At 38.6% G+C, this 22,838-nt stretch carries 22 protein-coding genes and 1 pseudogene; 1 reads left to right on the plus strand and 22 read right to left on the minus strand.

The features are described 5' to 3' along the window. Positions 1-164 precede the first annotated feature (164 nt). From IEU71_RS00505 to IEU71_RS00600, 20 genes and pseudogenes are all read right to left on the minus strand, one after another. The gene (locus IEU71_RS00505; protein WP_004915479.1) at positions 165-1,199 is read right to left on the minus strand and encodes a HoxN/HupN/NixA family nickel/cobalt transporter; all 1,035 of its coding nucleotides are present in this window, start codon (positions 1,197-1,199) and stop codon (positions 165-167) included. 435 nt (positions 1,200-1,634) lie between these two features. Then, positions 1,635-2,624 (minus strand): DUF4097 family beta strand repeat-containing protein, encoded by a 990-nt coding sequence (locus tag IEU71_RS00510; RefSeq protein WP_004915482.1) that lies wholly within the window; start codon positions 2,622-2,624, stop codon positions 1,635-1,637. A gap of 1 nt (position 2,625) precedes the next feature. After that, a complete protein-coding gene (locus tag IEU71_RS00515) occupies positions 2,626-3,231 on the minus strand; it encodes a DUF1700 domain-containing protein (protein WP_004915485.1) in 606 nt (201 codons plus the stop codon). A gap of 4 nt (positions 3,232-3,235) precedes the next feature. Continuing rightward, entirely contained in the window at positions 3,236-3,544 is a 309-nt protein-coding gene (locus IEU71_RS00520) for a PadR family transcriptional regulator (RefSeq protein ID WP_004915488.1), read from the minus strand. A gap of 204 nt (positions 3,545-3,748) precedes the next feature. Beyond that, on the minus strand, positions 3,749-4,537 hold the full coding sequence (locus tag IEU71_RS00525; RefSeq protein WP_004915491.1) for an L-threonylcarbamoyladenylate synthase: 789 nt from the start codon (positions 4,535-4,537) through the stop codon (positions 3,749-3,751). Positions 4,538-4,598: 61 nt separating this feature from the next. Then, positions 4,599-5,183 carry a 3-isopropylmalate dehydratase small subunit gene (gene leuD / locus IEU71_RS00530; RefSeq protein WP_004915493.1) on the minus strand — a complete coding sequence of 195 codons (585 nt, stop codon included), beginning with the start codon at positions 5,181-5,183 and terminating at the stop codon, positions 4,599-4,601. 9 nt (positions 5,184-5,192) lie between these two features. Then, positions 5,193-6,569, minus strand: a complete 1,377-nt coding sequence (gene leuC, locus IEU71_RS00535; protein WP_004915496.1) for a 3-isopropylmalate dehydratase large subunit — start codon at positions 6,567-6,569, stop codon at positions 5,193-5,195. After that, on the minus strand, positions 6,566-7,639 hold the full coding sequence (gene leuB, locus IEU71_RS00540) for a 3-isopropylmalate dehydrogenase (RefSeq protein WP_004915499.1): 1,074 nt from the start codon (positions 7,637-7,639) through the stop codon (positions 6,566-6,568). The genes leuC and leuB overlap by 4 nt, the downstream gene beginning before the upstream one ends. A 1-nt stretch (position 7,640) precedes the next feature. Next, a complete protein-coding gene (locus IEU71_RS00545) occupies positions 7,641-8,813 on the minus strand; it encodes a 2-isopropylmalate synthase (RefSeq protein ID WP_004915502.1) in 1,173 nt (390 codons plus the stop codon). Positions 8,814-9,115: 302 nt separating this feature from the next. Continuing rightward, positions 9,116-9,421, minus strand: a complete 306-nt coding sequence (locus IEU71_RS00550) for a metal-sulfur cluster assembly factor (protein WP_004915505.1) — start codon at positions 9,419-9,421, stop codon at positions 9,116-9,118. A gap of 3 nt (positions 9,422-9,424) precedes the next feature. Continuing rightward, on the minus strand, positions 9,425-10,855 hold the full coding sequence (sufB, locus tag IEU71_RS00555; RefSeq protein WP_004915507.1) for a Fe-S cluster assembly protein SufB: 1,431 nt from the start codon (positions 10,853-10,855) through the stop codon (positions 9,425-9,427). Between the two features lie 13 nt (positions 10,856-10,868). Then, positions 10,869-11,303, minus strand: a complete 435-nt coding sequence (gene sufU, locus IEU71_RS00560) for a Fe-S cluster assembly sulfur transfer protein SufU (RefSeq protein WP_004915510.1) — start codon at positions 11,301-11,303, stop codon at positions 10,869-10,871. Further along, the gene (locus IEU71_RS00565; RefSeq protein ID WP_036067211.1) at positions 11,290-12,516 is read right to left on the minus strand and encodes an aminotransferase class V-fold PLP-dependent enzyme; all 1,227 of its coding nucleotides are present in this window, start codon (positions 12,514-12,516) and stop codon (positions 11,290-11,292) included. Before IEU71_RS00565 ends, sufU begins: the two co-directional genes overlap by 14 nt. Next, positions 12,497-13,687 (minus strand): Fe-S cluster assembly protein SufD, encoded by a 1,191-nt coding sequence (gene sufD, locus IEU71_RS00570; protein WP_004915514.1) that lies wholly within the window; start codon positions 13,685-13,687, stop codon positions 12,497-12,499. The genes IEU71_RS00565 and sufD overlap by 20 nt, the downstream gene beginning before the upstream one ends. 1 nt (position 13,688) lies before the next feature. Next, a complete protein-coding gene (sufC, locus tag IEU71_RS00575; RefSeq protein WP_004915517.1) occupies positions 13,689-14,489 on the minus strand; it encodes a Fe-S cluster assembly ATPase SufC in 801 nt (266 codons plus the stop codon). Continuing rightward, positions 14,470-15,333: a helix-turn-helix domain-containing protein gene (locus IEU71_RS00580; protein WP_004915518.1), complete on the minus strand. Its 864-nt coding sequence runs from the start codon at positions 15,331-15,333 to the stop codon at positions 14,470-14,472. The genes sufC and IEU71_RS00580 overlap by 20 nt, the downstream gene beginning before the upstream one ends. Positions 15,334-15,656: 323 nt before the next feature. Continuing rightward, positions 15,657-16,223 (minus strand): annotated as a pseudogene (locus IEU71_RS00585) (ECF transporter S component). Further along, positions 16,210-17,010 carry a hydroxymethylpyrimidine/phosphomethylpyrimidine kinase gene (locus IEU71_RS00590; protein WP_004915528.1) on the minus strand — a complete coding sequence of 267 codons (801 nt, stop codon included), beginning with the start codon at positions 17,008-17,010 and terminating at the stop codon, positions 16,210-16,212. The pseudogene IEU71_RS00585 and the gene IEU71_RS00590 overlap by 14 nt, the downstream one beginning before the upstream one ends. A gap of 273 nt (positions 17,011-17,283) precedes the next feature. Further along, positions 17,284-17,874: a DNA-directed RNA polymerase subunit delta gene (gene rpoE / locus IEU71_RS00595; RefSeq protein WP_004915531.1), complete on the minus strand. Its 591-nt coding sequence runs from the start codon at positions 17,872-17,874 to the stop codon at positions 17,284-17,286. 26 nt (positions 17,875-17,900) lie between these two features. Beyond that, entirely contained in the window at positions 17,901-18,347 is a 447-nt protein-coding gene (locus IEU71_RS00600; protein WP_004915534.1) for a YwiB family protein, read from the minus strand. A 66-nt stretch (positions 18,348-18,413) separates the two neighbouring features. Between IEU71_RS00600 and IEU71_RS00605 the strand changes: the two genes are divergently transcribed. Continuing rightward, entirely contained in the window at positions 18,414-19,760 is a 1,347-nt protein-coding gene (locus IEU71_RS00605; RefSeq protein WP_036067221.1) for an HD domain-containing protein, read from the plus strand. Positions 19,761-19,800: 40 nt separating this feature from the next. Here the strand turns inward: IEU71_RS00605 and pgmB are convergent, their stop codons facing one another. Together pgmB and IEU71_RS00615 are read right to left on the minus strand one after the other, a co-directional pair. Then, positions 19,801-20,475: a beta-phosphoglucomutase gene (gene pgmB / locus IEU71_RS00610; protein WP_004915538.1), complete on the minus strand. Its 675-nt coding sequence runs from the start codon at positions 20,473-20,475 to the stop codon at positions 19,801-19,803. Further along, positions 20,468-22,834 carry a glycoside hydrolase family 65 protein gene (locus IEU71_RS00615; RefSeq protein ID WP_004915540.1) on the minus strand — a complete coding sequence of 789 codons (2,367 nt, stop codon included), beginning with the start codon at positions 22,832-22,834 and terminating at the stop codon, positions 20,468-20,470. Before IEU71_RS00615 ends, pgmB begins: the two co-directional genes overlap by 8 nt. Positions 22,835-22,838: the final 4 nt, after the last annotated feature.

Genomic DNA, 22,838 nt, shown 5'->3' on the forward strand with positions numbered 1-22,838 from the left:
TATATATTACAGACTTTTCTAAAAAAAAGCAACCCCTTTTTTCAACTAAGTTTTATTACTTTTACAAAGCTGACACAAGTGGCTTAGACCGGCAAATTTCAGTAGCTGTAAATGGCATAATGTCACTCATTTTCAAAGCTTAATGAACATGTCAGATAAAAAAACTATATGACTTGCTCCTCATCCCTTTCAGCTAAATGAAACACATGCCAGATAGTAATGGCAACAATCCAAGCCACAACAAACAAGCAAACCAAAATAATACCCATTTGGTTAAAATCTAACCCATTTGCCCATTTCGTTAAACCATTTTGCCAGCCAAACATGACGGCAAATGACTGAATAAAGTCCACAAACCCAATGAATCCTGCAGCTAAAATAGAAATGCCTGTAATCGTCAAATTATAATAGACTTTTCGATATGGTGACGAAAATACCCAATGATAAGTTGTACTCATAAAGAAACCGTCAACTGTATCCATCAAACACATTCCCGCTGTAAACAGCAACGGAAAAGCCATTGTTGAATACCATGGTATACCCTCATTAGCAGCGGTAGCAGACGTTGCTAAAACCGCAATTTGCGTCGCAGTGTCAAATCCTAAACCAAACAAAAAACCAACGATTGCAACTTGCCAATTATGTTTTATCATGCCCAATAATTTCAAAAATAAACGATATATTTTGGAGGTATTAACTTGCTCATCATCCTTATCCTCTTTACCATTGTGATTGCGCATTGACGCGAATTTCACCCAAATATCATGCAAAATGAAACTATTGACAATAGCTAACATCATCAACATAGCAGCTGCAATTGAAGTCCCTAAGGCACCACCAATATGTTCAAAAACCGGCATGGCATGTTTTGCCCACTCGACAAATAGAACTGTTGCCAATGCCATCAATACCACGACCATTGAATGACCAAATGAAAAACTGAAACCGACACCGCGTGTATTTTTGCCATCATTTAGCATTTTACGTGTCATGTTATCAATGGCAGCAATGTGATCGACATCAAATGCATGCCTTAGTCCCATGGTAAATGATAAATAAGCCATTGCTATCATTTCAGGATATTGCGACGCACTGGTCATTAATAACATTATTCCTGCAATTAAAAAAAGGACAATTATTGCGCCATAGCGCATTGCATCTGTCTGTAACGTTGTTTGTTTTTGTGTGCGTAACATCATATTTTTTCTTCTCCTTGCACTGTAAAAATAAGATTATCATAGGGTATATCTCTGGTAAACATAGCGAACAAATGGTGTCCTTAGTAGACAAAATATGTCCTTTTAACATGTTACTTTGACGAGAATATGATCGATAATCGCTGACTACATTTGTTGCTTTGAGTGCATCAACACAAAAACACCCCAACTATATTAAAGTTGGGGTGTTTTTAATGTTGTCCCAACTATCTACCAAACGATTTTTGTTTAGTAGATAGTCACTCAAAGAACCTACTAAACCTCAATTGAGAAGTAGGTAGAGGAGAGAATGATTGACTTGCTTCATTGTTTTATGCATAATTTTACCTCTTTTTTTGTTATTTATTTAACAATATAATTAAAAGTATATTATTAAAATTTCATTTTGTCAAACGTTTAATAAATCAATATTGTTTATCATTGCTTGATTCTTATATCCCCATCATCTGTTGATATGATATATTTGCCAGTTGTCCCTTTATAAGCATAAGTTGACTGATCATCCTCATGCTGATTAAAAGCCGAGATGTCGCCATCCTGCGTTTTAGCAACCACACTACTTCTACCAATAGCGATTGCAACATCACCATCTTGTGCAGTGATGTTTAGTTCACCTGAAAGCTCATTACTTAACAAATTAATATCACCATCTGACACATTTATTTCACCAACATTCATGTGGTTTTGATGCATGTTTAGATCACTATCTTGAAGTTGAATCGTCGTTCTATCGCTAATGTGCGTATTTTTTATAGTTACATCCCCATCATTACTTTTAATCGTAGCTGTGGACGCAGCGATGTTGTTTAAATCAGTGTCCTCAGTATCATCGAGTTTTAAGTCATGATTGACTGTCATGTCTTTTAACTTTGTATCTGCAACATGTTGTAACGTTATTTTATCTGCTTGAATACCTGACAGACTAACATCGCTGCTATTCTGACCATTAATTTGAAGATTAGACAAATTTTGTGATTGCGGTACTGTAATCACAATTTCTTCTTGGTATCTCTGGCTATGGCGCTGCCAAGTGAATCCAGTAATATTAAATTCAATATTAACCTCGCCTCGAGATACACTGCTAGTCTGTTTATCAGTAATTGTTAAATGACTTTGTTGATAGTTCATTTCAGGTAACTTGTGATAAGTGAATACCTTAACAGTGGCTTGCTTAACATCACCCGTGACAACGCGTACGGGTAAAGCTGTTGAAATATTAATGCTTTTTACATTGTCAAAAGTATATGATTTTTGCGATATTTTGCTTTTCTTTGTTTTTTGATCAATAACTTTGAAACCATTATCCCAAGTAATAGCACTAGAAGCCCCACCAAAGCAAATGCCAATTAGTGCCATTACAACACCAATAACAACCAAAGTTAATCCAATCTTAACGCCTCGTTTCATGTTACCTATCCTCCTGATGTACGTGATTTTTATCAATGAAACGACGATAAATTAACTTGCTAAACTTCGCCGTTTTATTAATTAGCCACCTCAAAAGAGCAACACCAGCTGGTATGCCAGCCACCATAATTCCTAATATCGTCAACCCACAGCCAATATAATAAAGGCCCGTCCAAGTTGACTGCAGCAATACACCAACGCCACTAATAGCTGCCAACATACCTGTCAAACCAAGCGCAATTATAATCGCAATCAAAGCCGCGACAAGGGCAAAACAAACCGCAACTAGCGTAACCAAAATAATAAACACAGGTAACGCTAACGGTGACGCCAACAGTGCCAAGGCAATCCACCAAATTAGTTTAATATTTGACCGTGAATTTTTATTATTTGTATCATCTGCTGATTTTTCATCAGCCTTAATTGAATAATCAGCTAAAATTTTTCGTGAGAGTTGTTTTGGTGTACCTAATTCACCTACACATGCTTCATATGTGATTAAATCTGCATCCATCAAATACTCACGATAGAAATTCAACGCTTCCTCTTTATCTGAATGGTGCAACTGGTTTAGTAATTGGTCTAATTCAGTCAAATAATTCTCCATCTGCTTATTTCTCCTTCAATAATGTGTTGACATTGGCTTGAAATATTAACCAATCTTGTCGAATACTAACCAGTTTGTCACGACCCTGCGCTGTAATTTGGTAGTAACGTCGATTTCTACCTTGATAAGGTTGATCATAAGTAGTCACGTATTGATTATTTTTTAATCGTCGTAACACCGGATATAGCGTTGATTCTGAAACGGAAATGGTGCCTTGTACTCTCTGTGTTAACGCATAACCGTAATAATCTTCTTTATCTAATATTGCTAACACGCAACCATCTAATAATTCTGAACTCATTTGAATTGCCATACTTATTTTCTCCAATACTATACGACATATAATATATGTTCAAAAATATTATATGTATTTTTAATTGTTCTGTCAACAAAAAAATATCTCAACAAATGTCGTCATTGAGATATTTTTTGTTGCCTAATTATCTTTTAATAACCTGCTATCAATGAGAAAGAAATCATAGTGGTAATTTGGCTTTTAACTGTTTTATGCAATTTTTTAATAATAAAATCCGTGACGATAATCCCATGACGAGAAAATATCACTCATAATTTTCATAATTTTATCGACATCTAGTCCTTTACGAATAACGATTGGTGCTGGTTGAACACCAACAGCGCCATTTTGTTCTGGGATAAGCTTACCTGCTTCGTCAACCATTGATACCATCACACCTTGTTCGTAACGTGTGTCCAGCGTCTTATCAGGTTGAATTGATGCCACATAATCATCGGCCTCAATAATTAGGTCAGCAGCATTTTCAATTTGATCACCAATACCAGCTACTAATCCTCGGTTCCCCTTACCAGAAGGATTAGCTGAACTTGCAAATGAGAACTTGCCATACTTTTCCCACATTTCTTTGGCAATATTTTCACTTGGTGTGCCAAACTTGATAACAAAACAACTCGTTTCACGTTGATCCATCATCAAATCTTTTGTACCGTCATTTGGTATCTTGCTCTTAGCTTCTTCTTGCCATGGTAAGATGCACCCCAACAAAATGTCCTCATCCCAATGTTGTTGATACATTTGTTCGATTTCAGGTGTCATCTGCGCTAATTCTTTAACTTGTTCTACTGAACCACATAATACGACACCTGGCTTGTTACGCTTACGATTTTTAGCAGCAAACTTTCTTTCTAATCCTTTATCGTCTGAAGTCATGATAATATAACCCACCTTTGTTGGGCTAACAATCATTCCGCCATCTTCTTTCAAGATATTAATGGCTTCAGCTTGAACGCCACCATTCCAATGAATCTTTGCTGTTGTTGCTTCTGTCATGATAAAATACCATCCTTTTAATATATTGCTTTTTGTTTTTGATTATAAATGCTTTACGCATTTATCCGAAATTTGGTCGCTGCTTTTCGAATTCAGCGATCAATTTTTCATATTTCATCGTGTTATCAATATCGTCTTCACCATTGATAAACTTTTCTTTCCATTGTGAGTTGATGTCAAAGTGGAAAATATTATTTTTATAAGTCACAGTTTGTTCGGGTAAATCAATTTGAATAGTTTCATCTGCTTGAATGCCTCGCAATATTTTCCGATTTTCTTCAGGCAGCACAATTGGTAGCAAGCCATTCTTGGTTGAATTCATGTAAAAAATGTCTGAAAATCCGCCGCCAATTACTGCTCTAAATCCATAATCCGTTAGCGCCCATACCGCATGTTCTCGTGATGATCCTGATCCAAAATCATTGCCTGTAATTAAAATTGAAGCATCCTTATGTTCTGGTTTGTTTAGCTCAAACGCCTCATTTAACGAGCCGTCGGTATTGTAACGCCAGTCATAAAATAAATCTTTCCCAAACCCGGTTTTTAAAATATTTTTCAAAAATTGTTTAGGCAAGATAATATCAGTATTAATGTTGTCATTTGGAATTACAACTGCTCTGCCTGTCTCGCTTACAAAAGCTTCCATGTTATCCCCCTATACAAATTCATCTGTCGTAATATCAACAAAGTGACCAGCGATTCCTGCCGCAGCAACCATAGCTGGAGAAGCCAAATGCGTTCTTGATCCTGCACCTTGGCGTCCAATAAAGTTTCTATTTGATGTTGACGCAACATGCTTGCCTGCTGGAATTTTGTCAGGATTCATTGCCAAACATGCTGAACATCCTGGCTCACGCCATTCACAACCAGCATCTTCAAAAATTTGAGCAATTCCCGATTTGATTGCACAATTTCGAATGACCCGACTACCTGGCACGATCCACGCAGTGACGTTGGGCGCTAAATGATGACCTTTCATCATATTTGCAGCAATTTCAAGATCTTCGTAACGGCTGTTCGTGCATGAACCAATGAAAATGTAATCCAAATTAATATCAACTGGCTTCATATTGGGGTGTAAACCAATATATTCATAGGCATTAGCATCATTTTCATCTTTAATTTCTGGCAAATACTGATCAACAGGTGTTGCCATTCCTGGATTTGTTCCCCATGTCACCATCGGTTTCAAATTTGATACATCAAAGGTCAGTATCTTATCAAAATCACTTTCATCATCTGTATAGAATTGTGACCAATAGTTTTTAGCAGATTCAAAATCTTTTGGTGCTTGTTCACGGCCTTCAATATAGTCAAACGTCGTTTGATCTGGTTGTACCATACCAGTTCTTGAACCAGCTTCAATTGACATATTACACATCGTCATACGTGCTTCCATTGAAAGATTTTGAACAGTTTCTCCATAAAATTCAATCGCATAGCCGACACCAAATGACACCCCATATTTAGCAATGATGCCCATGATAATATCTTTGGCATACGTATTTTTAGGCAGCTTCCCAGTAACCTTAATCCCCATGGTTTTTGGTTTCACCTGCCAAATTGTTTGGGTCGCTAGCACGTGCTCAACTTCGGAAGTACCAATTCCAAAGGCAATTGCGCCAAATGCACCATGAGTTGCTGTATGAGAATCACCACATACGATTACTTTTGCAGGCTGTGTTAGACCGCGTTCGGGTCCCACAACATGCACAATGCCTTGTTTGTCATCACCAATCGATGCTAATGGTATGTTAAATTCCTTCGTGTTTTTGACCAATGTATCCATCTGTAATCGGGACATTTGATCTTGCACATTAAATATATCTTTCGTTGGTACGTTATGATCCATTGTTGCAAAAGTTAAATCTGGTCGTCTAACACGGCGGTTCGTGCTTCTCAACCCATCAAAAGGTTGAGGCGAGGTCACCTCATGTACCAAATGCAAATCCACATAAATCAGTTGAGCCTCACCAACTTCTCCAGCAATGACGTGTTTTTCCCAAATTTTGTCAAATAGTGTTTTGCTCATTTTATATCCGCCGATTCATAATTTTTTATGTAATCAACCATTTTTTGTGTGACTTCATCGGTCGTCATCGTGCCACCCATATCTGGTGTCACATAGTGGTTTTCAATAATGTAGTCTACTGCTGCAGTAATTTTATTGGCAATCTTTTTTTCATCAAAGCTTTCTGATAACATCATCGCTACCGTATTCACCATAGAAATGGGATTAGCTATACCTTGACCAGCAATATCAGGTGCTGAACCGTGAATTGGTTCATACAAATTAGGACCACTTTCACCAACTGACATAGAAGGTATTTGTCCAATTGAGCCTGTAATTTGTGCTGCTTCATCACTTAAAATGTCCCCAAACAAATTAGGTATAATCACAACATCAAATATTGTTGGTTTTGACATAATAGCCATTGTCATCGCGTCAACATAGTAATAGTCGATTGTCACATCCGGATAACTTTTGCCAACTTCATTCGCAATTTTTCGCCAAAACTTTGATGTAGCCAATACATTTGACTTATCAACAATCGTGATATGCTTGTTTCGCTTTTGAGCCATTTTAAAACCTTGATGCATAATGCGAGTGACTTCTGCTTCGCTGTAATACATCGTATCAATGGCTTGATGCGCTTCCAGCTTGCGTGGCTTTCCAAAGTAAGCACCAGAGGTCAGTTCACGAACGATAACAAAGTCCGTATTTTCAACATACTCTGGCTTCAATGGTGAGCGGTCAATTTGCGCTTGAGTCACTTTTGTTGGCCGTATATTAGCAAATAAATTAAGTTTTGATCTAATTTCTAATAGTCCTTGTTCTGGACGTCGTGGCGCATTATCCCATTTCGGTCCACCAATTGCACTAAGTAGCACCGCATCAGCTTGTTTTGAAACATCAATCGTTGCCTGTGGTAAAGGGTCACCAGCTCGATCAATACCATCACCACCAAAAGGTGCATCTATCAATTCATAAGCAAATGTTGTATCTTTTGTCGCAGCATCTAATACTGCCAACCCTGCTGTCATAATTTCTGGACCAATATAATCGCCTTTTAAAACTACTATTTTTTTAATGGATGTCATATTATTGATAACTCACCATTTCTTTTTCTTCAACGACTTGCATAATAACCTTTAATTGCTCGTCTGTAATCAAGTCAGACTCTTCAGCAACTGATTTAAAAATAGGGAAAATTACTTTCATATCATCACGCGTCACATCATAACCTAAACTATTTAGTTTTGACATTACCGCATGCGACCCCGACAATTTACCCAGAGGTAAGGATGCCGTAGCACCAACCATTTCTGGCTTCAAAATTTCATACGTTTCTGGATTTTTTAAGTACCCATCTTGATGAATACCTGACTCATGGGCAAAGGCATTGCGTCCCATAATTGGTTTATTACCCGCAACTGGCATGCAGGTTGCGCGTGCGACAACGTCAGAAATGACTTTGGACTGAGCTAAGACAATATCTGTTTCAACATTGAACTTTTCATGACGCACTTGAATCGCTGCGGCGGCTTCAATCATGTCAACATTTCCAGCGCGTTCACCAATACCATTAATTGTGCCCTGAATTTCCGTCGCCCCATGCGCAATGCCTGCCAAAGCATTAGCTGTTGCCATTCCCAAATCATTATGCGTATGAGTTGACCAACCAACTGTGTCAAAACCAATAATATTTTGACGCAAGTTTTCAAAAACTTCACCGTATTCTTCTGGCGTATCATAACCAACTGTGTCTGGTATGTTAATCATTGTTGCTCCGGCGTCAATGGCTGTTTGCACGCTGGCTACCAAAAAATCAGGTTCAGTTCTCGTCGCGTCTTCAGGTGAAAACACAATATCTTGCATATATTGCTTAGTAAAAGTAACGTCTGCTTTGATTTTGTCCAATATTTCTTCTTTAGTCATGTGCAATTTGAACTCACGATGAATGGGTGAAGTGGCAATGAACGCGTGAATCATTGGATGTTTTGCATTCTTAGTTGCCTCAATAACGGCATTAATGTCATTTCTGACCATTCGTGCCAAACCGACAACTTTTGCGTTAGTCACAACTTCTGCAATTCTTTTCACTTCCTCAAAGTCTTTCTGAGAAGCCGCAGGAAATCCTGCTTCAATGGCCGCAACGCCATAATTATCCAGTTCTTTTGCTATTTCAATCTTTTCGTCAATTGAAAAGTTAACCCCAATTGTTTGTTCACCATCACGCATTGTTGTGTCATAAAAAGTTACTTTGCTTACCATAATTTTCTCCTTAAATTAAAATCCCGGATTAGTCAATATGACTAGTCCGGGATTATGCACTCACATCCTTTTATTCACTAGCCATTAGATAAATAACTAACAACTAGCTCAAAAGCTCAACTTGTTAGGGTAGTCTAAGCAAGTTGAGGAGAAGGGCTGCGTTTGTTTTGTTAATTTGTACTGTGGCCTGATTTCTCATGTGAAACACTTCCTTTTAATTTAATAATACAATCATAACGAGTATGTCATTTGTCGTCAATTTTCAGGTGTGTTTTATTCCAAATTTATATAATTTTGCCACACTATAATCCTAACGCCATTTTAGCGTATCGTGACATTCTATTGATTTCCCAAGCTGGTTGCCAAGTGAGTTCAACTTTGGTGGTCTTAACTTCAGGTAAAATTTTTAATGCGTCATCAATCATTTCTTCCAATACACCAATCAGCGGGCATCCCATTGTTGTCAACGTCATATTAACAGTGACGTCACCGCTAGCGCTGATAGCAACACCGTTAATTAGTCCCAAATTAACGATATCAACTCGTAGTTCTGGGTCAATGACTGTTGTCAAAGCATCCATAATACTTGCCTCAATTTTTTGATTCATACCTTATCCTACCGATCCAACCATTTCAAATTTCATTAATCGATTTAACTCAACAGCATATTCCATTGGCAGCTCTTTTGTGAATGGCTCAATAAAGCCCATAATAATCATCTCTGTGGCTTTTTCAGCAGAAATACCACGTGTCATCAGATAATACAATTGCTCTTCGGAAACACGTGAAACTTTTGCCTCATGTTCCATCGACACATTGCCATTCAAAATTGTGTTGTATGGAATCGTATCGGCTGAAGATTTATCATCAAATAAAATTGTGTCACACTCGACGTGAGCAAATGACCCATCAGACTCGCGACCAAATTTCACTGTACCGCGATAATCTGTGGCACCACCATCATGTGCAATTGACTTTGAAATGATAGACGACGAGGTATTTTTGGCATTATGAATCATTTGCGCGCCAGAATCTAAATTTACGCCCTCACCAGCAACGGCAATTGATAACATGGTACCTTTTGCACCCTCGCCCTCCAAATACACTGATGGATATTTCATCGTCGTTTTTGAACCAAAATTACCATCAACCCATTCCATCGTTGCGTTTTCATGCGCTGCTGCACGTTTTGTTTCCAATGAATACACATTATTTGACCAGTTTTGAATCGTCGTGTAGCGGCAATAGCCGTCTTTTTTAACAATCACTTCTACCACAGCAGCATGCAACGCATCCCCTGAATACATTGGCGCTGAACACCCTTCAACATAATCAACATGTGCCCCTTCGTCAACAATAATCAATGTCCGTTCAAACTGACCCTCATTTTCAGTATTAATTCGGAAATAAGACTGAATCGGTGTCGTCACGTGGACACCTTTCGGTACATAAATGAATGTACCACCAGACCAAACTGCTGAATTTAAGGCCGCTAATTTATTGTTGGTTGGTTTAACAAGTGACCCAAAGTATTCTTGAATAAGCTCGGGATATTCTTGGACCGCAGTATCTGTGTCGGTAAAAACAATCCCTGTCTTAGCAAATTCTTCTTTCATGCGATGGTAAACAACTTCGGACTCATATTGTGCAGAAGAGCCGGCTAGCCACTTCCGTTCAGCTTCTGGAACACCCAAGCGTTCAAAGGTGGCTTTCAATTCCGCTGGCACGTCATCCCAGTCACGATATTTGTCATTGGTTGGCTTGTTATAGTAATAAATATCATCAAAATTGATTTCGCTTAGGTCCGGTCCCCATTGCTGCATTGGCATTTTGAGATATGTTTGATATGCCTGCAATCGGTAATCCAGCATCCACTCCGGTTCATTTTTTTTAGCTGAAATTTGACGGATAATGTTTTCATTTAGTTCTTTACCCGTCGAAAAAACTGCTTGATAATCGTCTTGAAAGCCTAATTCAGTCACCTTATCATTTGAAATAGCTGCCTTTGTTTGATCAATAGCTGCTTGTCTGTCTATTTCCATGCTTGCACCCCTCTTATTTTTCTATTGCTAATAATTCTGCCAAAGCATGCCATGCTAAAGTTGCACACTTGATTCGCGTTGGAAATTTAGTCACACCTAAAAGAATTTGCGCTTCCCCAAGAGCGTTATAATTTCCCGCTTCGCCACGAACCATTTCTGAAAATTGATCTACTAGCTGAGCAATCTGGCTGGTATTTTTCCCGATAACTAAATCCGTCATCATCGAAGCAGAAGACTTTGATATGGCACAACCATCTCCATAAAAATGAATATCAGTCACAATATCATGATCTATATTAAAAGCCAAATCAATGACATCACCACAGGTGGGATTATACTTTCGAATATGATAATTTTCGGTTCCCAACATAGGCTGATAATGATGCGGATGTTGCGCGTACGCCATAATCGTTTGACGGTACAAATAATCTAAATTATGCAAACTCACGGTTAAAGTACTCCTTAATTTTTTCTAAGGTGGCAACAAAGCGATCAATTTCTTGACGTGTATTATAGATGTAAAAGCTAACACGAACGGTCGCAGCAACATCTAAATAATGCATCAGTGGCTGTGCACAATGGTGTCCTGCTCGTACCGCAATACCTTCTTGATCCAAGGCAGTCGCTAAATCATGCGCATGAATACCCGCTATATTAAATGCGATTACACCAGTGTGCTGTTCACTCTCTTGCGGACCATAGACAGTCAGACCATCAATACTTTTAAACTTTGGCAAAGCATAATCAACCAATGATTGTTCGTATTTTGCTACCTCAATCATCCCGATATTTGTTAGATAATACACAGCAGCTCCCAGACCAATAGCACCAGCAATATTTGGTGTTCCCGCTTCAAAACGCCAAGGCAATGGTTGAAACGTTGCTTCATGTAAATCGACAAATTCAATCATTTCGCCACCAAATTGTGCTGGTCGCATTTGATTTAACACATCATACCTGCCGTATAGCACACCAATACCGGTTGGTCCCAGCATTTTATGACCTGAAAAAGCAAAAAAATCAACACCCATTTCTTGCACGTCTATTGCCATGTGAGGCACTGACTGTGCCCCATCAGCAATCATAATGGCCCCGTGTTCATGTGCCATCTGAGCTAATTTTTTAATTGGATTGACCACGCCCAACACGTTCGAAGCATGAGTAACTGATACGATTTTGGTTTTATCAGACAGTTTTGCTTCGGCATCCGCCAAGTCTAAAGTACCGTCTTCTTTAAGATCAATATATTTCAAGCTAGCACCAACCCGCTTGGCCAACTGTTGCCACGGGACAATATTAGAATGATGTTCCATGTACGATAAGAGAATTTCATCTCCTTGTTTAACATTTTCTACACCATAAGTACTTGCCAACCAATTCAACGATTCAGTTGTGCCACGTGTGAACAACACTTCTTCTCGCCTTTTGGCATGTATCAATTTTTGGAGTTTATCCCGTGCTTGCTCATATAAATTGGTAGCACGTTGTGATAATTCATAAATACCGCGATGCACATTTGCATTGTCGTTTTGATAGTAACTAGTGATGGCATCGATGACAAATTGAGGTTTCTGCGAAGTTGCAGCGCTGTCGAAATATATCAGAGGTTCGCCATTAATTTTTTGGTTAAGTATTGGAAAATCAGTTTGATTCATCTTCATGTTTTAACTTTCTGTCAATTTCCGTCACTACCTGCTGTTGCGCTTCCTTTGTTGGCATTTTTGCTAATACTTCACCCATAAATCCGCGAATAACCAGTTTTCGAGCAACTTGTTCACTAATGCCTCGACTCATTAAATAATACATTTGATCCTCATCAACACGACCAACGGAAGCGGCGTGGCCAGCAGTCACATCATTTTCATCAATTAATAATAGCGGATTAGCATCACCGCGTGCTCGACGTGATAACATCAAAACACGTGACTCTTGTTGTGCATCTGAGCCTTGTGCACCTTTAATAATTTTGCCAATACCATTAAATACTAGAGTTGAGCGGTTTAAAATGACACCTCGCTGGAAAATATGCCCTAATGTATGACGCCCTCGATTCAAGATAGTGGTCACAAATCCTTGTGTTTGCTTTTTTGTTGTCAGCCCAATAACATTGGCATGTGAGGTAGCCCCTTCACCGTTCAATTGACTAGCTAAGCGGATTATCGCATTGCCATCATTAAATTCAGCATTTTGCCAATCAAGTGTGGCATGGTCTCTCACTTCAGCCTCACGATTAATATAAGCTGTTGTTTGCTCGTTAAAGGCGTCAATATTAGCATAAGTTACTTGGGCACCAACATCAGCGATGACCTCAACAACAACTGAAGCTTTGGATTTTTGATCGCCTATCGTGTGTATTTCTTGCAAAATATCCGCCTTAGCATTTGCACCAATATAAACAAAAATACGCGCAACCAAATCTTTGCCAGAAGCAGCCAAATGATTTAGTGTTAAATGCAAAACGTCATCAAATTGGACATTTTCTGGGATATATACAAAAATTCCTGTATTAAATTGCGCAAAATTTTGTGCAGATAAACGATCAGTTGTCTTAGTAATGACGGTGCCAATCATTTTTTCTAGCAGTGCCGGGTAATCGATTTTTGCTTGCACCATACTCATCAAAATCACACCTTGAGCAGTCATTGCCTCGGTCAAATGTTGGTAAGTTGTCGATAATCCACTCACTTCGATACCATTGCCCTTATTTTTCATAAAAAATGGTGTCGTGGCTGTTTCAGTCGCTGGTATCATATCATCTAGTTGCCACGCGTTATACCGTACTTTGGCAAATGTAGGCAATGGTAAAGATTGTATTGAATGATTATCAGCCATATTAATCCTCCACAAAATATGAGTTCACATCTTCGTCAGTTAACTGAACACTCAAACCCAATTCATCTCGAAGGCCAGCATAGCCTTCAGTTTCCAGCTTTTTGGCCAATTCGGCGCCACCTGTTTTGACAATTTTTCCGCCCATCATCACATGAACAAAGTCTGGCACAATATAATCCAAAAGTCGCTGATAGTGGGTAATCATTAACGCGCCAAAATCACTAGATCGCATGTCATTGACGCCTCGGGAAACAACTTTCAAAGCATCAATATCTAATCCTGAGTCAATTTCATCCAAAATCGCAATTTTTGGTTCAATCATCATCATTTGCAAAATTTCATTGCGCTTTTTCTCCCCGCCTGAGAAGCCTTCATTGAGATAACGTTCCGCCATTTCTTCAGACATAGATAAAAATTCACGTTTTTCATCCAGTTTTTCAATGAATGACATAACACCCATTTGATCATCTTCTGGACGGCGTGCGTTAATGGCAGCCCGCATGAACTCAGCGTTGGTCACACCTTGAATTTCTGATGGATATTGCATTGCCAAAAATAAACCAGCGCGTGCGCGTTGATCCACTGACATGTCAGCTAAATCTTGATCATCAATGGTAACATGGCCTTGAGTCACCTCATAAGCTGGGTGCCCCATAATGGTTTGCGATAGTGTCGATTTACCAGTACCGTTTGGTCCCATAATGGCATGAATTTCACCAGTATTAACGACCAAATTAACCCCTTTCAAAATTTCTTTTCCTGCCACTGAGACATGTAAGTTTTCAACCTTGAGTGTTGTCATTTTTATTTCCCCCTTTTCGTTGACTGAGCTTTTTTAGGATATCTTCGTTATTATGTATTTTAGCAATTACCCGCGCATTTTCAATCATTTCATTGACAATAAAATCTTGACTGTGCCACATGTCGCTTGCTTGCACCAATTGCCAGAAAAAGTTTTCCAAAAAATAAGTGCTATCATCTGCATGTGCTAAGTCAATCCCATAAGTGGCCAACATCATTGCCAGTTGATAGTTTTTCATCAACATCTGATATTCTGCTAGTAAATAGACAATTGCTTCTTGACAACCAGTGTGATCATTGACAGCATTTGATTTTTGATGACGCCAGACGTCTTCAAACGCTTGTTGCGCCTTGGTAAATTGACCACAATGATAATAATAATGACTGGTTATCGCATAAAACAATAATTTGTATTGTTGATTGAAACACGCAATATCAATGTGCGATACCAATTTTTTCGCTTTATTATCATCTTTCACCAAAATTACCATGTAAAAATATTTGGCAATTTGATAAGTTGACAACTCTTTGTCCAGTATTTTGTCCAGCGCTACTTGTTCTATATTCTTTTTAAATTGATTAACATTTTGGTAAAATAATGCTTTTAAAGCCTGTGCTAGTAACTTTTCATTGCGTGTTTGATGTGAAGAAACTGCTATTGGAAACACATCATTCAATGTCAATCCTATTCGTTCACACAGCGCAATCATAATATCAAATGATGGAATCTGTTGATGTTTTTCAAATTTTGAAAGCGTGGCTTGCGTACAAATACCTGCACAAAGTGTAACCTGCGATATCCTGAGACGTTTTCTCGTCTTAATAAATTTTTCTATGTTGATCATATTTCTCCAAAATCCTACAAAAAAGCACCTAACTGTCAAAACAGTTAGGTGCTTAATCCGATATCCCAACCGTCTACTCTATTTCTGAAAGAAAATAGTAGACGATTAACACAAAATAGCCTACTAGTCACATGAGGACAAGGAGTGCAAAAAATGTGTTGTTCAATTGTGTTGTTATCTTATTCATAATATTGGTACTAATTGTATGCTCATTATTTACCAATGTCAAATCAAAAAATTATTTATATCAAATTTTTTTGTCATGAAACTGTTTATGCCGCTGTTCAAAATTTTTAATAAAGCAATGTAGCACAATAATCAATTTATATGAAATTATTTTTGACAAATAGCTGTTCAAATCGTTCTGCTAGCCAGCGATAGACAACAAAAACAACTATCATTGTCATCACACAGTTAATCACTGTTGGAAATAAGGACGATACTGTTGCTACTATCGCAGGTTGTATGGTCATGCCCTTGAACAAACTCATCACAAAATTATGCCCTGTTGTCATGACTAACTTGGTAACGACAGCCGCCAAAATAACCACAATTAATTTAACGCTCGTACCATGTTTTTTATAGTGAACCAGTGAAAATACATAGGTAGCAATACCACCAACGACGAAACATTCAAAAAAGTAATATGGGGCTTCCATCACATAGCCATGAAATAGATCAAACAATGCTAGCCCAAAACCGCCAGCAAGCGCACCACGTTTAAACCCTAAAAGTAGTACTGACAATAGCACTGCTGAATTTCACAAATGCACAAAAGGTTTTCCAATTAATGCCGGCATTGGCACCTGTATACTGGTTGCAACAAAGGTAATACTAGTGAACAATGCCACCAGTACAATGTTAATAACGGCGTTATTATGTTGTTTCATAATGATTATCTCCCTGCCAAACATGGCCCACAAATTGGTTTAATTGAATTGCATTAGCAACTGCTTGAAATGTAAATTCTTTGGCCTCTTTAACTGAAGCACTGATTGAATTATTTTTAACCATATTAGCAAGAATTGCTGCCGAAAATGTACATCCTGCCCCATGATTATAATCTGTTTTTATGATTTCATTCTGGAATACTTCAAAATTTGTCCCATCATACAATAAATCCGTCGCTAAACCGTCAGCAAATCGGTTTCCCGATTTAATCACGACATTTTTGACGCCGTAATCATAGATTTTCTTTGCTGCTTCTTTCATTTCAGAGACATTATTGATTGATTGGACATCCGTCAACAATGCTGCTTCCAAAACATTAGGCGTCACAATGTCAGCCTTCGATAATAATTTCTTTTTATAAGTTGTCAAATCAATCGTTTTGTCATGAGCAATTGTCAACTTTGTAGCCATCACTGGATCCACCAGCAACATACCAAATTTAGCCGTTTCGAGATAATCAATTAAAATATTAAAATTATTGATATCCGAAATCATACCAACCTTAATCCCCGCTAGCGTAATAGATAATGTCGTTTGCAGTTGAGCTGAAACAGTTTCAGTTGGCATTGGATATTGCGCCACTTGCCAGTTGTTTGGATTCATAGTGACAATATTTTCTATCGCCACTACGTTAAATCCATCATATCTTTCAAACGTTTTAATGTCTGCCTCAATGCCCCCACCGCCACTCGTATCTGAACCACCAATAGATAATATTTTTTTCATAATTACCTCGTTTTCAATTAGCTATATTGTTATTTAAAAAATGTTAATTTAGTGTTATCTCATTTAATATACACTACTTCAAAAAATATTCAACATTCACTAGTTCACCTTTTTTTAACGAACATTCTACTTTGTCAGAAAGTTGATGTTCTCATGATAGCAAAATAAGCAGTTAGTCATCGCGCGTGCTCCGATAACTAACTGCTTATTGTAGATACTTTTTAAATGATACTCACCCAACTTAGTGTTGCCAGTTGAGCCAACTATCTCAAATTACTTTTCTTGATCACCATCACCAAGATCGTCAAGATCATTACCACCAGTTAATTCCGTCATGTTGGCATCAATTGATTCATCTTCACTCAAATCAATTTCGTTGGCATCGTCATCATCGTCGTCAACAGCCACATCATCGTCTTCAGAATCATCTTCGGCGTCATCATCTTCAACTGTTGTGAAATCTTCATCTTCGGGATCATCATCGTTATAATCGATAACATCATCATCAGATGCATTATCAGCAAATACGTTGACTTTCTTTTTAGCTGACTTTTTACGCTTCGGTGCATCTTCTTCATCATCAAGTTCATGAATTGATTCATCAATGGCATCAACTGGATACCAAGCACGTAATGCCCATTCATTATTACCAAGTGAAATGAATGAACCATCTGTATTTAAGTCAGTGTAGAATTGTGATAAACGTGGCTTAAAAGTTTCTGAATCAATTTCCAAAAAGTCTTGAATCTCTTGAACGAGTGAGCTGAAAGGCATTGCTACTTTATGTTCAGTCAAAACAGCAGTTGCTATTTCGACAAGTGCTAATTCTTCTTTAGGGTGATTGCCTAATGTTGTAAGTGACATATTGCACGTCCTTTCGGGGTTTCTAACTAGTCTAGCATACTAGATTTGGCGCTAAATTGCAACCGAATTTCGTATTGTCCAACAATTTGTTGATTAGCATATAAAACATAATCCACGTCAACTTCACCTCGCCAGTTTGCCAAATCAAAGTGGGTCACCAATAAGGTTGTTAGCGTTTCAATTTGCATTTGTCCGGCTGGTGTTTGATACAAAGCTGGAACACGTTGTGATTTCACAAATGCTAATTTGGTTATTGTCTCACCAGAGCGATTTAAGCGCACGCGTTCATCATCAATTTTGAACATAACTTGTGTTGTCTGATCGTCAATAATCTCTGTATAACGCAAATAAAGTGCGCCATTTTTTAACAATAACTGACCATCTGTATCAAATTGAAAGTCTTCGATATCATTTCCCTGACGAATTTTCGTTTTTAGGTGAACTTTTACGTCCGATTGCCCGTTAATTATCATATTCTGCCCCTATCTCAATCTAAAATCTATTATAATATAAGAAAGCACAAAAGGGCATACTATATGATGTTAGATAAAAAAATTACTAATGAAAAAGTTCTACGCGATCCTATTCATAATTTTATTCATATTCAAGATCAAGTTATTTTGGATTTGATTAACACCCCTGAATTTCAGCGGTTGCGTCGCGTTAAGCAACTTGGCATTACCAGTTCAGTGTTTCACGGAGCGGAACATTCACGTTTTGGGCACTCTGTGGGTGCCTATGAGATTGCTCGACAGATTACCGAACACTTCGATCAATATTATGGCGATGTGTGGGATTCAAGTGAGCGCTTAGTCACGCTTGTCGCTGCCTTGCTTCACGATGTTGGACACGGTGCATTTTCTCATACATTTGAACACCTATTTGGCACAGATCATGAAGCAATTACACGGGAAATTATCATGGGTGATACGGCCGTACACACGATTTTGGCACAAGTATCAACAGATTTTCCCAATAAAGTGGCTAGTGTTATTGCTAAAACTTATGAAAATCCACAAGTCGTGCAATTAATTTCTAGTCAAGTTGACGTTGATCGCATGGATTATTTATTACGTGACGCTTATTTTACTGGTACTAAATATGGTGAATTTGATATTGATCGTATTTTGCGTACCATGCGCCCAACCCCAACCGGCATTGCCTTTGATATCGCCGGTATGCATGCCGTTGAAGACTATGTTGTGTCACGTTATCAGATGTATTTACAAGTCTATTTTCACTCTGTCTCACGTGGTATGGAAGTGCTGTTAGAACATATTTTGACGCGTGTTCGCGAGCTTTATCAAGCCAGCCATCACAACCCTGTACCTGAAAAGGACTTCGTTGGCCCACTTTTGGCGCCATTATTTGATGAAAAGCCATTGGGATTAGACGATTATCTCAAGCTCGACGATAATGTGTTTATGACTTATATCAATATCTGGCAATCCCACCCCGATCCGATTTTATCGGACTTATCACAGCGTTTTCTTGGACGTCGCCCGCTCAAGTCAATTGCTATCACCAATGAGACGGCACCTTTATTGGGCGAGTTAGAACAGCTTGTGGATAACGCGGGCTTTAACCCTGATTACTACACAGCACGTAACGATGCTTATGACTTACCATACGACGATTACAAACCCAACGTGGCCAAGCCAAGAACGCAAATTGACTTTTTGTTAGCTGATGGGACACACCGCGAACTCTCTGATTTATCAACACTCGTCGCTGCGATTAAAGGCAAAGCGTCACTTGATCAGCGATTCTTTTTCCCGAAAGAAATGTTAAATATTGAGCCAGACGAATTATTTGCTGATACTTTCAAGACCTTTCGCAGTTTCATTAGAAATAATGCGTTGACAACACCTAATCCTGAAACTTAAAATAAATCACCGTAAATCAAATTACGGTGATTTTATTTTGTTATGCATTCATTTGTTTTGCGATATTAGCCAAGGAAATTTCATTAGTTTCAGCAAACCAAATGTCTGGTTGAGCATCTTTAGCTGCTTTACCAATGCCCAGTGCCGTTTGCCCTGCACCTTTGATCGCTTGCACGCCAGCACTGGCATCTTCTAACCCAATGATTTGTGTTGGTTGTAGCTTCAATATCTCCCCTGCTTTGGTAAATATTTCAGGATCTGGTTTGCCATGTGATAACGTGGCTGGATCCACAATGCCGACAAAATCAGCCATGATGCCTAATTTTTTGAGTATCGTTGGTGCGTTTTTTGAAGCACTGGCAACACTCGCGACGTAACCTTCACGTTTTATTTCGGCTAGAAATTCAGTCATTCCGGGCAAAATATCTGCCGGTGTCAACGCTTGAATTAATGCAACATAATGTTGATTTTTTTGTGCCGCAAATGCTGCTTTTTCATCATCCGTGTAGTCATTTTCATGACCACCTTCAGCTAAAATCATATTTAGCGAATCCATACGACTAATACCTTTAAGTTGACGCCCTAATTCAGCCGACCAAGACACATTCAAGGACGTAGCCAAATCATGCCAAGCTTGCTCGTGAAACTTAGCGGTATCCGTGATGACACCATCTAAATCGAATGTAAAGCCTTTTATTTCTGAAAAATTAACCATGATAAGACACCTCTTTTGCCTCCCCAGCTACCAAATCAATCGCTTTGTCATAAACGTGAACGGTTATGGCTTGATCGCTCATCAATACCATGACAGTTGGCTTGATATCAATATCAATTAAGACACCTCGATATTGCTGTGTAAAGTGTAATTCAGACCACTGTTTTGGTAATCGTGGATTGATGCTGAACTGACCGTGCAATAAATCAACTCCAGCATAATCATTTTGAATGACTGATAATGTTTCGCCCATGACACCCATGTGAACACCCTCTGCGGTTGTACCACCTTGAATATCATAATAATCAGAACCAATTGCGTCTGTCAAAAAATCATACGCTTGTGTTTCAAATTTTGTATCACCTTGTCGCGCCAACTCGACATAGATACCAGCAAATACTGGGCGAGAAGTCGTTGAACCATGTGTTGTGCGGTCTAAGTAATAGGCTGTATTCTTTGCCAACCAATCATCGGGTAATTGATACCCAAGTTGATGAATCAGTGACTCTGTCTGTTGCGCACCTAGGTTATACAATAGCATTAGAAAGTCAGCCTGTTTAATGACCTGATAATCATCAGGGGACTTGCCTTCTGACTTGAGTATCCTATCAATTCGGTGAATATCACCATACTTAGCTTGATATGCTGAAAAATCGAGATGCTCAAGTTTGAAGAAACCTTCATATTGTTCGACAATGCCACGATTATCAATGGATAACTTCAAATGATGACGAATGTCTTCTGCTTTTTCCGCTTCATTTTGAGTATACCCAACTGCTCGTGCTGCCGCGTCAAAATCAATCTTGACGTTCTGCGATAAATCATGCAGATAGTTCAACAACCAAACCACCATAACGTTTGTATAAGCGTTATTGAGCAATCCACCAGCATGAGCACCGGGAATTTCTTCATGGAATTCGTTAGGTCCCATAACGCCTTTAATTTGGTAACGGTCACCGATTTTCTCTGCTTTGTTAATCCAAAAACGACCAACTTGGATTAACATGTTTAAACCGCCTTTATCAAGATGGTCATAGCGTCCTGTCACCTGTTGGTAAACCCACATATTATAGGCAATTGCTAATGAAATGTGGCGTTGTAATCGAGAATTATCTGGAATCCAAGTGTTATCAACTGTGTTCAAATGAATCAGTTGACTTTGCTCGTCACCATACATTCCTGATTGCCAAGGATACATCGCACCTGATTCGTTCTCTGATATAGCATTTTTTTCAGCCGCTGATAACCGCTTCGTGCGATAATTCAAAACAGCACTAGCCGATTTGGGTTCGTTGACTGAGTAATATGGTAGTGCAAATAATTCATCCCAGAAAATATGACCACGATACCCCTCACCAGTCAAACCACGAGAGCCAACCGAAGCATCCAAATATGGATTTGCGTTTGGATTAGCCATCTGATTAAGGTGAAAAATATTCATACGCGTCAACTTTTGCATGGCATCGTCGCCACTAATTTGAATATCTTTGGTTTGCCATAATGATTGCCAATAATCATGACTCTCGCGTTGAATTTCGTCAAAAGTCGTGTTGGCTATTTCATTTTGAACAAATTCAGCAAGATCGCCGTCCGTCTCTAAATCACTTGCAACTGCCATCACCCGTTCAATTGAAAATGGTTGTCCGGCCTGACAATCATTTTCGATGTGTGTTGCCACCTGATTTTCAGTTTTTGTCGTTTTTTCAACACTTTCACCTATTGTTTTTGCTGCTAAAGCAACAGTAACATCAGTTGTTCGTGTTTTGATGATCATCAGATCATCCTGAACTGACTGGACATCAAATTCTTGCGAGTCAAAATCACGATAGCGTGCCACATTTTTGTTTTCGACGCTGCCATCAATAATCGCATCAATCGCAATGTGTGCGTCATAATTTGAGGTGATTTGAAAACGTAAACCTAACTGATGCCAGTGAACTGGATTAATCACCTTAACAGTTTTAATGGTGACAAAATGTTGTGAGTCTCCCGACACCTGCACTTGATAATCATCTGTCAATTCACCCGTTTTAAAATTAAGGCTGCGTTTTAGTGATTTGATAGTTGAGTTGTTGATTAACAGAGATTTACCATCAATTTGCACCTTGATTAAAGCTACACTGGGCAAATTCACAAGGTCTTCATTAATGACATCGCGCCCTGCAACGGGCGTTGATGTTTGGTTAAAAATACCAGCCCCGTACAACCCGGGATAAAAATCATCATCATAAGCGTTTGTCACAAGTGCGCCACGCCAGCCCAGAAAGCCATTTCCTAAAGTTAGCAAGCTCTCGCGACCGTAATTTTTAACACCACCAACAATGTCGTTGTAAGTTAATAACCAATTTTCATTTGTCATGTTC

It is taken from the genome of Leuconostoc falkenbergense, assembly GCF_014634805.1.
Classification (GTDB): domain Bacteria; phylum Bacillota; class Bacilli; order Lactobacillales; family Lactobacillaceae; genus Leuconostoc; species Leuconostoc falkenbergense.

Bases quoted from the DNA above. Each gene is read 5' to 3' on its own strand.
- IEU71_RS00505 (WP_004915479.1), bottom strand. From the start codon at position 1,199: ATGATGTTACGCACACAAAAACAAACAACGTTACAGACAGATGCAATG.
- IEU71_RS00510 (WP_004915482.1), bottom strand. From the start codon at position 2,624: ATGAAACGAGGCGTTAAGATTGGATTAACTTTGGTTGTTATTGGTGTT.
- IEU71_RS00515 (WP_004915485.1), bottom strand. From the start codon at position 3,231: ATGGAGAATTATTTGACTGAATTAGACCAATTACTAAACCAGTTGCAC.
- IEU71_RS00520 (WP_004915488.1), bottom strand. From the start codon at position 3,544: ATGGCAATTCAAATGAGTTCAGAATTATTAGATGGTTGCGTGTTAGCA.
- IEU71_RS00525 (WP_004915491.1), bottom strand. From the start codon at position 4,537: ATGACAGAAGCAACAACAGCAAAGATTCATTGGAATGGTGGCGTTCAA.
- leuD (WP_004915493.1), bottom strand. From the start codon at position 5,183: ATGGAAGCTTTTGTAAGCGAGACAGGCAGAGCAGTTGTAATTCCAAAT.
- leuC (WP_004915496.1), bottom strand. From the start codon at position 6,569: ATGAGCAAAACACTATTTGACAAAATTTGGGAAAAACACGTCATTGCT.
- leuB (WP_004915499.1), bottom strand. From the start codon at position 7,639: ATGACATCCATTAAAAAAATAGTAGTTTTAAAAGGCGATTATATTGGT.
- IEU71_RS00545 (WP_004915502.1), bottom strand. From the start codon at position 8,813: ATGGTAAGCAAAGTAACTTTTTATGACACAACAATGCGTGATGGTGAA.
- IEU71_RS00550 (WP_004915505.1), bottom strand. From the start codon at position 9,421: ATGAATCAAAAAATTGAGGCAAGTATTATGGATGCTTTGACAACAGTC.
- sufB (WP_004915507.1), bottom strand. From the start codon at position 10,855: ATGGAAATAGACAGACAAGCAGCTATTGATCAAACAAAGGCAGCTATT.
- IEU71_RS00565 (WP_036067211.1), bottom strand. From the start codon at position 12,516: ATGAAGATGAATCAAACTGATTTTCCAATACTTAACCAAAAAATTAAT.
- sufD (WP_004915514.1), bottom strand. From the start codon at position 13,687: ATGGCTGATAATCATTCAATACAATCTTTACCATTGCCTACATTTGCC.
- sufC (WP_004915517.1), bottom strand. From the start codon at position 14,489: ATGACAACACTCAAGGTTGAAAACTTACATGTCTCAGTGGCAGGAAAA.
- IEU71_RS00580 (WP_004915518.1), bottom strand. From the start codon at position 15,333: ATGATCAACATAGAAAAATTTATTAAGACGAGAAAACGTCTCAGGATA.
- IEU71_RS00590 (WP_004915528.1), bottom strand. From the start codon at position 17,010: ATGAAAAAAATATTATCTATTGGTGGTTCAGATACGAGTGGCGGTGGG.
- rpoE (WP_004915531.1), bottom strand. From the start codon at position 17,874: ATGTCACTTACAACATTAGGCAATCACCCTAAAGAAGAATTAGCACTT.
- IEU71_RS00600 (WP_004915534.1), bottom strand. From the start codon at position 18,347: ATGATAATTAACGGGCAATCGGACGTAAAAGTTCACCTAAAAACGAAA.
- IEU71_RS00605 (WP_036067221.1), top strand. From the start codon at position 18,414: ATGTTAGATAAAAAAATTACTAATGAAAAAGTTCTACGCGATCCTATT.
- pgmB (WP_004915538.1), bottom strand. From the start codon at position 20,475: ATGGTTAATTTTTCAGAAATAAAAGGCTTTACATTCGATTTAGATGGT.
- IEU71_RS00615 (WP_004915540.1), bottom strand. From the start codon at position 22,834: ATGACAAATGAAAATTGGTTATTAACTTACAACGACATTGTTGGTGGT.